The organism is Nocardioides sp. AN3 (genome assembly GCF_054653495.1).
In genome coordinates this window covers 171768-183857 of record NZ_BAAIGC010000004.1, presented here as the reverse complement: position 1 = coordinate 183857, position 12090 = coordinate 171768, and the positions used below count along the sequence as shown (strand labels likewise).

Genomic DNA, 12090 nt, shown 5'->3' with positions numbered 1-12090 from the left:
GGCGGGGCTCACTTCGTCGCTTCCATCATCTGTCGCAACTCCTTCTTGAGGTCCGAGATCTCGTCACGCAGGCGCGCGGCGACCTCGAACTGCAGCTCCGCGGCAGCACCCCTCATCTGGTCGGTCAGGTCCTGGATGAGCTGCGCGAGGTCCGCACTGGGCAGGCCGACGAGACCGTGCTGGCGTGCCTCGGTGGCGGCGTCGCCGAGGACGGGAGTCGGGGACTTCTTGCGGACGCCACCGGCGCGGCCCTTGGCCTCGGTGCCGGCCCACGTCTCGAGGAGCGCCTGGGTGTTCTCGTCCTCGCGGGCGAGCATCTCGGTGATGTCGGCGATCTTCTTGCGCAGCGGCTGCGGGTCGACGCCGTTGGCCTCGTTGTAGGCGACCTGCTTGGCGCGGCGCCGGTTGGTCTCGTCGATGGCGGACTCCATCGACGGCGTGATCCTGTCGGCATACATGTGGACCTGGCCCGAGACGTTGCGAGCGGCACGACCGATCGTCTGGATCAGCGACTTGTCCGAGCGCAGGAAGCCCTCCTTGTCGGCGTCGAGGATGCTGACCAGCGACACCTCGGGCAGGTCGAGCCCCTCACGGAGCAGGTTGATGCCGACCAGCACGTCGTACTCCCCCAGCCGGAGGTCGCGCAGCAGCTCGACGCGCTTGAGCGTGTCGACCTCGGAGTGGAGGTAGCGCGTGCGGATGCCGGCGTCGAGGAGGTAGTCGGTCAGGTCCTCCGACATCTTCTTCGTCAGCGTGGTGACCAGGACCCGCTCGTTGCGGTCGGTGCGCAGCCGGATCTCGTGGATCAGGTCGTCGATCTGGCCCTTGGTCTGCTTGACGATGACCTCCGGATCGACCAAGCCGGTCGGGCGGATGATCTGCTCCACCACGTGCGGCGGCATCGAGCCACCGACCTTGTCGAGCTCGTAGTCGCCGGGCGTCGCGGACAGGTAGATCGTCTGGCCGATGCGGTCGAGGAACTCCTCCCAGCGCAGCGGCCGGTTGTCCATCGCGCTCGGCAGCCGGAAGCCGTGGTCGACGAGGTTGCGCTTGCGCGACATGTCGCCCTCATACATCCCGCCGATCTGCGGCACGGTCACGTGCGACTCGTCGATGACGAGGACGAAGTCCTCGGGGAAGTAGTCGAGCAGACAGTTGGGCGCGCTTCCACGGGAGCGGCCGTCGATGTGCATCGAGTAGTTCTCGATGCCCGAGCACGAGCCGACCTGGCGCATCATCTCGACGTCGTAGGTCGTGCGCATCCGCAGCCGCTGCGCCTCGAGCAGCTTGCCCTGCTTCTCGAAGAAGGCGAGCTGCTCCTCGAGCTCCTTCTCGATGCCGTTGATCGCCCGCTCCATGCGCGCGGGACCGGCGACGTAGTGCGTCGCGGGGAAGACGTAGAGCTCCTCGTCCTCGGTGAGCACCTCGCCCGTGACCGCGTGCAGCGTCATGAGCCGCTCGACCTCGTCGCCGAAGAACTCCACGCGGACCGCGTGCTCCTCGTAGACCGGGAAGATCTCCAGCGTGTCGCCGCGGACGCGGAACGTGCCGCGGGTGAAGGACATGTCGTTGCGCGTGTACTGGATCTCCACGAGGCGCCGCAGGATCGAGTCGCGGTCGTGCTCCTCCCCGACGCGGAGGCGGAGCATGCGGTCGACGTACTCCTGGGGGGTGCCGAGGCCGTAGATGCAGGACACGGTCGCCACCACGATGACGTCGCGCCTGGTCAGCAGGCTGTTGGTCGCCGAGTGACGCAGCCGCTCGACCTCCTCGTTGATGGAGGAGTCCTTCTCGATGTAGGTGTCGGTCTGAGGGACGTAGGCCTCGGGCTGGTAGTAGTCGTAGTAGGAGACGAAGTACTCCACCGCGTTGTCGGGGAAGAGCTGCCGCAGCTCGTTGGCGAACTGCGCGGCGAGCGTCTTGTTGGGCTGCAGGACGAGCACCGGGCGCTGCACCTGCTCGGCCACCCAGGCCACCGTCGCCGTCTTGCCGGTGCCGGTCGCGCCCAGGAGCACGATGTCCTTCTCCCCGCCCTTGATCCGGCGGGAGATCTCCTCGATCGCGGCCGGCTGGTCGCCGCCCGGCTGGAAGTCCGAGATCACCTCGAACGGTGCGACACGCCGCTCGAGATCCGTCACTGGTCGCATGATGTCGAGCGTACGGGCAGGCACCGACAGTCTCGGAACGCCTCGAGGAGGCGACGCCGGCCCGCTGGCCCCGACTCGCTACATTGAGCGTGTGATGCGCGGCGGACCGTGGTGGACCTGGGTGCGTCGCACGCTGCTGACGTTCTTCGGGGTGCCGGTCGGCCTCGCGGTCGTGATGAGCCTCGTCGACGCCTACCGCAGCCGCGGTCGCCGTCCGCGGCCGTTCCCCACCACCAAGCCCCGCACGACCACGGTCGGCGAGGGCGAGATCACGACGTACACGTTCGGCCAGGACCTGTACGACGACATGCTCGCTGCGATCAACAGCGCCCAGCGCCAGATCCTCTTCGAGACCTACCTGTGGAAGGGCGACCTCGTCGGCGAGCGCTTCAAGCGCGCGCTCATCGCCGCCGCCGAGCGAGGCGTCGACGTCTACGTGATCTTCGACAGCTTCGGCAACCTGGTCGTGCCGCCCCAGTTCAAGCGCTTCCCACCGTCAGTGAAGGTCCTGCGCTTCCCCGTGTACGCCGCTGGCTGGCGCTTCTTCGACTTCACCCGCTACGGCCGCGACCACCGCAAGATCCTGGTCGTCGACGACGCCGTCGGGTTCGTCGGCGGCTACAACATCGGCTCGGCCTATGCGACCGAGTGGCGCGACACCCACGTCCGGATCACCGGCCCCGGCGTCTGGGACCTCAAGCGGGCGTTCGCCGACTTCTGGAACCTCAACCGGCGCAAGCGCTTCCGAGGCAACGAACGGCCGCTGCTGCTGGAGACGTCGTCGGTCTGGGAGCCGTGCATCCGCTTCCATCGCAACGTGCCGCGGCTGTGGATGTTCCCCATCCGGTCGATGTACCTGGAGGCGATCGCGCGGGCGTCGACGAACATCTACCTGACCACGGCCTACTTCCTGCCCGACCAGGACTTCGTCGACGCGCTCAAGGACGCGGCCAACCGCGGGGTCGACGTGCGCCTCCTGATCCCGCTGAAGTCCAACCACGTGGTCACGGACTGGATCTCGCGCGGCTACTTCTCGCAGCTGCTCGAGGCGGGCGTGCGGATCTTCCGCTTCACCGGCGCCATGATCCACGCCAAGGCCGCCACCGTCGACGGCACCTGGGTCACGATCGGCACCGCCAACATCGACCGGCTGAGCCTCACCGGCAACTACGAGATCAACGTCGAGGTGATCGACGAGTCGCTCGCCGCCGTGCAGGAGGAGATCTTCGAGCTGGACGCCTCCAACTCGCTCGAGCTGACTCGCCACGAGTGGGAGGCGCGCGACGTGCACCGCAAGTTCACCGAGCTCGTCCTGCGCCCGCTGCGCCCGCTGCTCTGACGCCCGTCTAGCGAGGCAGGTGGGTGCGCGGGGCCATCCGCGGCCCGCGGCGAGGGCGCTGCCCACGGGCGAGATAGAGCAAGGTGACCACCCGGCCGCGATGGGGCCGGTACGGCGCGAGGAAGGCGGCCAGCTCCTCGTCGTCCCAGGTGCGACCCTCCACGGCCCAGCCCATGTCCTTCGCGACGTGGTAGTCGCCGAAGCTGACGGCGTCGGGATCTCCGTGAGCGCGTTGCCGCACCTCGGCGGCCGTCCAGACCCCGATGCCGGGCAGGCTCGTCAGCCGGCGCTCGACCTCGTCGCCAGCCAGGCCGATGGTGCGCTCGAGGCTGTCCGCGACCCGGGCGACGGTCACCACCGCACGTGACCGGGCCGGGTCGACCGGCATGCGCAGCCACTCCCAGGAGGGGATCGTCACGAGGGTCGCTGCCGCCGGCTGGACGAACAGCTGCTCGTGTGGACCGGGCGCGCGTTCGCCGTACCGGCGCACGAGGCGCCGGAAGCCCGCGAACGCCTCCTGCCCGGTGACCTTCTGCTCGATGATGGCGGGGACCAGCGACTCCATCACCAGGCCGCTCGCGCCGATGCGCACCGCTCCGTGGAGCCGGGTCAGCTCGGCCAGGAGCGGGTCGTCGGGCTCGAACCCGGCAGGGTCGTCGAGCTGCCCGAGCAGGCCCGGCACCGAGTCCAGCGACCAGCGCGCACCGGGGCCCCACGCCTGCCCGTGCACGATGCCGTCGCGATCGTGGTGGAGGACGAGCGTGGCGGGTCCGTCCGGCGTGCGCAGCCCGCGCCAGTGCCGGGCCCTCGCGCCCACGCCCTCCAGCCGGTACGTCGGGTCCCCCGCTCCTCGACGGCGGCCGAGCAGCATGCGACCGAGGACGACCGGGTGCTCCAGACGCCACTCGCGCGTCAGGCTCGGCTCCGTCACGCCTGCGACCGTACGTCACGTCGCCGACGCCGACCGAACCACCCGCGGCGGTCGGGGCGACGGGGCTGGGCCGGGTGTCCGCACCTGGCTCGGCGGCGCGTGTCGGTGCCGGGTGTCGGTGCGGCGGTGTTCACTGGCCTGGTGCAGCTCTCCGATGTGGTCTCCACCTCCGCCGCCGTGGCCGCGACCCGCTCGCGCAAGGCGAAGGCGACCGCGCTGGCGGAGCGCCTGGCGACGGCAAGCCCCGATGAGCTCGAGATCGTCACCTCCTACCTGGCCGGGTCCTTGCTGCAGCGACGGACCGGGCTCGGCTGGCGCTCGCTGGCGACCATGCCTACCCCAGCCGCGGTGGCCACGCTGACCGTGACCGACGTCCATGCGGCCTTCGAGCACATCTCGGTCCTGGCCGGCCCGGGCTCCGCCGCGATGCGGGCGACAGCGGTCGGCGACCTCTTCGGCAGGGCGACCGCCGAAGAGCAGACGTGGCTGCGCGGCGTCGTCACGGGCGAGGTCCGGCAGGGCGCACTGGACTCCCTCGTGCAGGAGGGGCTCGCCGCGGCGGCGGAGGTGCCGCTGGACGCCGTACGCCGGGCTGCGATGCTGGCCGGCTCGACCGTGGCGATCGCCGCGCGGGCCTTCGCCGGCGAGGAGGCGCTCGCCGAGGTCGGTCTCGACGTCGGCCGGCCCGTCCTGCCCATGCTGGCCTCGAGCGCGCCGACGGTGAGCGAGGCCCTCGCCAAGGTGGGCGGCGCGGTCGCGGTGGACACCAAGCTCGACGGCATCCGCATCCAGGTGCATCGAGCCGGCGACGAGGTCATCGTGGCGACCCGGACCCTCGAGGACATCACCGAGCGACTGCCCGAAGTCGTCGACCTCGTCCGAGCGCTGCCGGCCGATCGAGTCGTGCTCGACGGCGAGGCGATCTCGATCGGCGACGACGGCCGCCCGCGACCCTTCCAGGAGACGGCGTCACGCACGGCGACACGAAGCGGCTCGGGGGTGCACGTCTCGGCGTTCTTCTTCGACGTCCTGCATCTCGACGGGCGCGACCTCCTCGACGAGCCGTTGGTCGAGCGCCTCACCGTCCTCGACAGCCTCGTCCCCGAGCAGCATCGAGCGGCGCGTGTGGTGACCGCGGATCCGGGTGAGGCAGAGGACTTCGCAGCGCAGGTGCTCCACGAGGGGCACGAGGGTGTCGTGGTCAAGAGCCTGGATGCCACCTGGGAGGCGGGGCGACGCGGCTCCGGCTGGATCAAGGTCAAGCCCGTCCACACCCTCGACCTCGTCGTCCTGGCTGTCGAATGGGGTTCGGGGCGGCGGCGCGGGTGGCTCTCGAACATCCACCTCGGCGCCCGCGATCCCGAGACCGGCGGGTTCGTGATGCTCGGCAAGACCTTCAAGGGGATGACCGACGAGATGCTGCGTTGGCAGACCGAGCGGTTCAGCGAGCTCGCGATCGACGGCACCTCGGGCTGGGTCGTCGAGCTCCGCCCGGAGCAGGTCGTCGAGATCGCGTTCGACGGTCTTCAGCGCTCCACGCGATATCCGGGTGGGCTGGCGCTGCGCTTCGCCCGAGTGGTCCGCTATCGCGACGACAAGTCGGCGGACGAGGCCGACACGATCGAGACCGTCAAGGCGATGGTCGGCGGATGACCGGCCCGCACCCGGGACATGCGAGATCGCGGCGACGTCGAAGCGATTCCGGGCAGCAAAGGCGCACCTCTCGATCGCCGTCGTGGCCCGAATGGGCGGATGCGAGAATTCTCCGTGGCGATAAACCCGAGGCGCCGTCGCGGCGTTGCTTGGGCCGACCCCGGAATGCATTCCCGGTGCCGAAACCGTCCCGTGATCAGTGAGCAGACTCGAACGCCTGACGAACATGGGACGGGATACGACCTCGGTCAGGCACGTCATAGCCATTGCTTCGGGCCCAGGCGCGGATTTCCTGTGCACTGTTGCCTTGCGGGGCAGCGGCTGCAGCCTGCCGCCGACCGCCAGTGGGGCGGCCGGCCTTGCGGCCCGCGGCGACGAACGGGTCGAGCGCCTTGCGCAGCTTCGCAGCGTTTCTCTTGTTGAGATCGATCTCGTAGGACTTGCCATCGAGAGCAAAGGAAATAGTCTCGACGGCCTCGGATCCGTCAAGGTCGTCTTCGAGGAGAACATGCACGCGCTGAGCCATGGCGGGCCCTTTCGGAGCAGGAGTGAAGCGGAGCGTGCCTACCTTAGCGCCGCTTTCGGGAATGGGGCGCAGGTTGATTGCCACCGAGGACTCCAACGGAATTCCGACGCATGATTCTCTTGCCATTCTCGCCGCTTACCGTGGCTGAACGTCACCAGACGGAATGGCGTCGCCCCTGACCCGTAACTCTCAGTTGCACGACCCGTACGCTGTGCGCATGACGACCAGCTCCCGCGAGACCGACGGACGGCGAACGGCGGCGGCCATTCGCAGGCGTGCACGGGAGAGCGAGATCATCGCGGCGACGCGCCGGCTCTTCGACGAGCGGGGCGTGCGCGACGCTCAGATCGAGGACATCGCCCGCGCGGTGGGGATCAACCGTGCCATCGTCTATCGCCACTTCACCGGCAAGGAGGAGATCTTCGCGCTCACCCTCGTGGAGTATCTCGACGAGCTGCGCGAGCGCCTCAGCGCCGCGCAGGGGGCCGCCAGCGGAGCACCGGACCGCCTGACGGCCGCCGTGGGCGCCTTCGTCGGGTACGGCGTGGAGCATCCCGCCTTCGCCGACTGTGCGCAGGCCCTGATGCGCCAGAGCTGGACCGAGCTGCTCGGTGAGATCTCCGAGCATGCGCTGCTGCGGCTGGGGCGGGCGATGACGGGATGCCTGTCCATTCTGGTCGGCATCCTGGAGGACGGGAACGCGGAGGGCGTCTTCGACGTCGCCGATCCGACCCTGCTCGCGAACACCCTCTATGCCAGTGGGCTCGGTGCCCTTCAGCTCTCCCGCGTCGGCATCCTCGTCACCGAGTCCGCGCCGGGAGTCCCGACGGTCGGCGAGGTCTCCGTCGAGCAGGTCCGCGACTACCTCGTCCGGTCAGCGCTCGCCGTGACCCGCTGAGCGCCGGTGGTTTCCGCTGAGCGTGCGGGGGTCGTGCAGGAGGCCGCCCCAGCAGCCGCCGCGCGTCCCGGTGGCGCGCAGCAGCGCTTCCAGGCGACAGTCGATTGACTGTGACCTGGAAGTGCCACCGACGGCGGACGACAAAACGACAGCCCGCGCCGGCGACAGCCCGTCGACAGCCCGGCGACAGGCTCCTCCGACAGGCCCCCGACAGGCCCACGCCAGGCCACCGACAACCGACGGCCCGCGACGGCCCTGCGACAGCCCGCGACAACCGACGGCCGGCGTACGCCTGCCCTCTTCGGCAAGCGATGGCGGGCGACGGAGTGCGACGGCACCGCGCTGGAAGAGGAGCGTCGAGACGTGCCTAGCGATGCGCCTTGGGGTGGCCCTTTCCGTGTTCCTTGGGCGGGTGTGCCTTGTGCTCGTGCCGCTTCGCGCGGTGACCCTGCGTCGCCCGCCGAGCCGGCCGGTGGGCGACAGCAGAAGCCGAACGGACCGCCGTGGGTGTGGCTACCGGTGTGGGCGTCGGGGAAGCCGGCTGGGCGCTCCCCCGACTGAGAGCCGTAGTGGCGTCGACCGACGCCGTCGACGCTGCCGACGCTGCCGACGCCGCATCGGCACGAGCGGCCACCGGAGGCGGCCCGTCCCCATCGGCGAGGAGGAGGCCTACCGCGAGTGCCGCAGCAGCGGCTACCGGCAGCAGGACCGCATGCACTGGCCGCCGACCGAGCCAGGCCGAGCCAATCGGCGAGCGCCAGGGCAAGCGCCCGGACGACGCCGCAACCGCCCCCGCAGCGGACCCCGCAGCCGACCCCGCAGCTGACCCCACAGCCGACGCCGCCGCACCCGAGCTCCAGGGCACGGGCCTGATCGCCAGCGTCGCCAGGGTCGGGGCTGCGGCCGGCTCTCGCGCCGGCGCTGACACGGCGACCATCGCCGCGCGTGCCAGGCGGGCCGTCGTCGCGGCGTCCGCGGTTCGACGGCGAGGATCGCGGGCTGTCAGCCGATGCACGAGGACGCGCACCGGCTCTGGGATGGTGCGCGGCAGGGCAGGGACGTCGTGGGTCAGGTGCGCCACCAGGGTGGCGACCTGCGAGTCGCGGCGGAGCGGACGGATGCCGGTGAGGCACTCGTAGGCCACCAGCCCCAGGGCATAGAGGTCGGAGAGCGGCGTCGCACCCGTCCCCCCGGCCTGCTCGGGGCTGATGTAGTCGACCGTGCCGACGATCGTGCCCGTCAACGTGAGCGGGTCGACGTCATGCCCGCGGGCGATGCCGAAGTCGATGAGGGTGACGGTGCCGTCCGGCCGGACGAGCACGTTGCTCGGCTTCACATCGCGATGGATGATGCCGACGTCGTGCGCGACCTGGAGGGCGTCGGCCAGCTGCGCCACGATGCCCATGACGCGCTCGGGCGCCATCGGTCCCTCCTGGGCCAGCAGGTCGCGCAGTGGGACACCGTCGACGTACTCCATGACGAGGTAGGGATCGGCGTCGCTCCCCTCACCCTCCTCGCCGAAGTCGTGCACCCGAGCGATCCCCGGATGTGCGAGCAGCGCAGAGAGTCGAGCCTCGACTCGGAGGCGGGCACGGGCGTCCTCGTCGGCCCCAGCGTGCATCCGCTTGACGGCGACCTCGCGGTCCAGCACCCGGTCATGGGCGCGGAAGACGGCACCCGACCCTCCGGCACCGATCTGATCCCGCAGCTCATAGCGGCCGGCGACGAGCGCCCCCTCCACGTCCCTCACGAGCAGGCCTGTACCCGGGCTCCCACCGTCATGAACGCGCACCCGCAGCGACCGCCGAGCACCACCCGACCGGCCTCAGCGCTCCAGGATCGCCACGACTCCCTGCCCCCCGGCCGCGCACACCGAGATCAGGGCTCGCCCCTCGCCGCGGGCCGCCAGCAGCTTCGCGGCGTTGGCGACGATCCGCCCTCCGGTCGCAGCGAACGGGTGGCCCGCAGCGAGCGAGGAGCCCTTGACGTTGAGCTTGGTGCGGTCGATCGAGCCGAGCGGGGCGTCGAGCCCGAGGCGCTCCTTGCAGAACACAGGGTCCTCCCACGCCTTCAGCGTCGAGAGGACCTGCGAGGCGAACGCCTCATGGATCTCGTAGTAGTCGAAGTCCTGCAGCGTCAGTCCGTGACGGGCGAGGAGCCGGGGGACGGCGTACGCCGGCGCCATCAGCAGTCCCTCGCGCCCGTGCACGAAGTCGACCGCCGCCGTCTCGGCATCCACGAACCACGCCAGCGGCGCGATGCCACGCGCGGCCGCCCAGTCCTCCGAGGAGAGCAGCACCGTCGAGGCGCCGTCCGTCAGCGGCGTGGAGTTGCCGGCCGTCATGGTGGCGGCCGCGCCCTTCCCGAAGACCGGCTTGAGTGTGGCGAGCCTCTCCACTGAGGAGTCGGCACGGAGGTTGTTGTCGCGTTCGAGTCCGCGGTAGGGAGTGACGAGGTCGTCCTGCCAGCCTTCGTCGTAGGACGCGGCGAGGTGCTGGTGGGAGGCGACCGCGAGCTCGTCCTGCGCCTCCCGCGGGATCTGCCACTCCACCGCTGTGAGCGCCTGGTGCTCCCCCATCGACAGTCGCGTCCGCGGCTCACCGTTCGACGGGATGTCGAGGCCGATGTCGCCGGGACGGACCGACGCCAGCACCGCCAGCCGGTCCTTGGCCGACTTCGCGTTGTTGAGTCGGATGAGCTTCTTGCGCAGCCTCTCCGATAGCGAGATCGGCGCATCCGATGTGGTGTCGACGCCGCCGCCGACGCCGGCGTCGATCTGGCCGAGGGTGATCTTGTTGGCGATGTAGGTGATCGCCTGCAGCCCGGTGCCGCACGCCTGCTGAAGGTCGACGCCGGGCGTCTCGGGCGCCAGCCTGCTGCCGAGCACGACCTCGCGGACCAGGTTGAAGTCGCGGCTGTGCTTGAGGACCGCACCCCCGGCGACCTCACCGAGTCGCTCCCCCTCCAGGCCGAAGCGGGCGACCAGCCCGTCGAGTGCAGCGGTGAGCATGTCCTGGTTCGAGGCGGTCGCGTAGGCGCCGTTGGAGCGGGCGAACGGGATTCGGTTGCCGCCGAGCACGGCGACGCGACGTGGGGCCGGACCGGTGGAAGCAGTCATGCCCACATCCTTGCCCCGCCCACCAACGCAGAGAAGGGTATGTCAGGGACATCACGAAATATGGACACTCAGTTACACATCTAGTTACATCTATCGGAGAGCAGCCTCTGCCCCGACGGCCCGTGCGACGCGAAGGACGGACATGAGCGACAAGTACGTGAGCTTCACCCAGAGCCCCTTCGGCCGGCTCCTCGTGAAGAGCCTGGGCCTGCCGAGCCCTGTCGCGCTCGAGCGCTACGCCGCAGGCGACCCGCTCGTGGAGGGCACCGTGCTCCTCGGCGGTCGAGGCCGCCTCGCCGGCGCGCTCGCGAGCCAGCTGAGCACGCGCGGGATCGAGACCACGGACGCCCACGGCGACGGCACGCGCTACAAGGGCCTCGTCTTCGACGCCACCGGCCTCACCGCCCCCGAGCAGCTCGAGGCCCTCCGCGCGTTCTTCACCCCCGTCCTGCGCTCGCTGGAGATCTGCCCGCACGTCGTGGTCATCGGCACACCGCCCGAGCAGGTCACGGGCGAGGAGCGGATCGCTCAGCGCGCCCTCGAGGGCTTCACTCGCAGCCTCGGCAAGGAGATCGGACGCGGCGGCACGGTCCAGCTCGTCTATGTCGCGACGGGTGCTGAGGCGGCGGCGACCTCGACGCTGGCCTTCCTGCTCTCGCCCAAGTCGGCCTACGTGTCCGGGCAGGTCGTGCGGGTCGGCGTCCAGGGAGCCAGCAGCGCCGAGCCGGTTGCCGACTTCTCACGGCCCCTCACCGGCAAGGTCGCCCTGGTGACCGGTGCCAGCCGCGGGATCGGCGAGCAGATCGCGCGCGTCCTGCATCGGGACGGCGCGACGGTCGTCGGTGTGGACGTCCCTCAGGCCGCAGATGGACTCGTGACACTCATGGGCGAGCTCGACGGCGACTGGCTCACCCTCGACATCACGGCTCCCGACGCACCGCAGCGCATCGCCCAGCACCTGAAGGACAAGCACGGCGGGGTGGACGTCGTCGTCCACAACGCGGGCATCACCCGAGACAAGAGGCTGGCGAACATGTCGGCTGAACGCTGGGAGTCGGTGATCGCCGTCAACGTCGTGGCTCCGGAGAGGATCACGCGAGAGCTGCTCGCTCAGCACCTCCTTCGGCCCAACGGGCGCATCGTCGGCGTCGCGTCGATCGCGGGCATCGCCGGCAACGTCGGCCAGACGAACTACGCCGCCTCGAAGGCGGGGGTGATCGGGCTCGTCGACTCGCTCGCCGGGGACCTGACCGACGGCATCACGATCAATGCGGTCGCTCCCGGCTTCATCGTGACGCAGATGACCGCGGCGCTGCCGTTCGCCACCCGCGAGGTCGGTCAGCGCCTCAACGCGATGGCGCAGGGCGGGCTCCCGGTCGATGTCGCCGAGACCATCGCCTGGTTCGCCGACCCGGCCTCCACCGCCGTCAACGGCAACGTCGTCCGCGTCTGCGGCCAGATGATGCTGGGCGCCTGAG

General features: G+C 70.3%; 9 protein-coding genes. 4 read left to right on the top strand and 5 right to left on the bottom strand.

Annotated features, from left to right (window positions below; all coding sequences use genetic code 11):
• Positions 1 to 8: 8 nt before the first annotated feature.
• Positions 9 to 2147 (bottom strand): excinuclease ABC subunit UvrB, encoded by a 2139-nt coding sequence (gene uvrB / locus ACYQ1K_RS06890; RefSeq protein WP_459982087.1) that lies wholly within the window; start codon positions 2145 to 2147, stop codon positions 9 to 11.
• A 94-nt stretch (positions 2148 to 2241) separates the two neighbouring features.
• Between uvrB and ACYQ1K_RS06885 the strand changes: the two genes are divergently transcribed.
• A complete protein-coding gene (locus tag ACYQ1K_RS06885; protein WP_459982086.1) occupies positions 2242 to 3486 on the top strand; it encodes a phospholipase D-like domain-containing protein in 1245 nt (414 codons plus the stop codon).
• Between the two features lie 7 nt (positions 3487 to 3493).
• On the opposite strand, the gene ACYQ1K_RS06880 is transcribed toward ACYQ1K_RS06885, so the two are convergent.
• A complete protein-coding gene (locus ACYQ1K_RS06880) occupies positions 3494 to 4417 on the bottom strand; it encodes a DNA-3-methyladenine glycosylase family protein (RefSeq protein ID WP_459982085.1) in 924 nt (307 codons plus the stop codon).
• Positions 4418 to 4558: 141 nt separating this feature from the next.
• Between ACYQ1K_RS06880 and ACYQ1K_RS06875 the strand changes: the two genes are divergently transcribed.
• Positions 4559 to 6070, top strand: a complete 1512-nt coding sequence (locus ACYQ1K_RS06875; RefSeq protein WP_459982084.1) for an ATP-dependent DNA ligase — start codon at positions 4559 to 4561, stop codon at positions 6068 to 6070.
• Positions 6071 to 6266: 196 nt separating this feature from the next.
• Here ACYQ1K_RS06875 and ACYQ1K_RS06870 read toward each other — a convergent pair whose 3' ends face one another.
• A complete protein-coding gene (locus ACYQ1K_RS06870) occupies positions 6267 to 6680 on the bottom strand; it encodes a histone-like nucleoid-structuring protein Lsr2 (protein ID WP_459982083.1) in 414 nt (137 codons plus the stop codon).
• Between the two features lie 133 nt (positions 6681 to 6813).
• Between ACYQ1K_RS06870 and ACYQ1K_RS06865 the strand changes: the two genes are divergently transcribed.
• Complete coding sequence (locus ACYQ1K_RS06865; protein WP_459982082.1) at positions 6814 to 7494, top strand: TetR/AcrR family transcriptional regulator; 681 nt, start codon at positions 6814 to 6816, stop codon at positions 7492 to 7494.
• A 367-nt stretch (positions 7495 to 7861) separates the two neighbouring features.
• On the opposite strand, the gene ACYQ1K_RS06860 is transcribed toward ACYQ1K_RS06865, so the two are convergent.
• Both ACYQ1K_RS06860 and ACYQ1K_RS06855 read right to left on the bottom strand, forming a co-directional pair.
• Positions 7862 to 9244, bottom strand: a complete 1383-nt coding sequence (locus tag ACYQ1K_RS06860) for a serine/threonine-protein kinase (RefSeq protein WP_459982081.1) — start codon at positions 9242 to 9244, stop codon at positions 7862 to 7864.
• 75 nt (positions 9245 to 9319) lie between these two features.
• Positions 9320 to 10612 (bottom strand): acetyl-CoA C-acetyltransferase, encoded by a 1293-nt coding sequence (locus tag ACYQ1K_RS06855; protein WP_459982080.1) that lies wholly within the window; start codon positions 10610 to 10612, stop codon positions 9320 to 9322.
• Between the two features lie 142 nt (positions 10613 to 10754).
• Here ACYQ1K_RS06855 and ACYQ1K_RS06850 point away from each other — a divergent pair, with 142 nt between their 5' ends.
• Positions 10755 to 12089 (top strand): 3-oxoacyl-ACP reductase, encoded by a 1335-nt coding sequence (locus ACYQ1K_RS06850; protein WP_459982079.1) that lies wholly within the window; start codon positions 10755 to 10757, stop codon positions 12087 to 12089.
• Position 12090 lies beyond the last annotated feature (1 nt).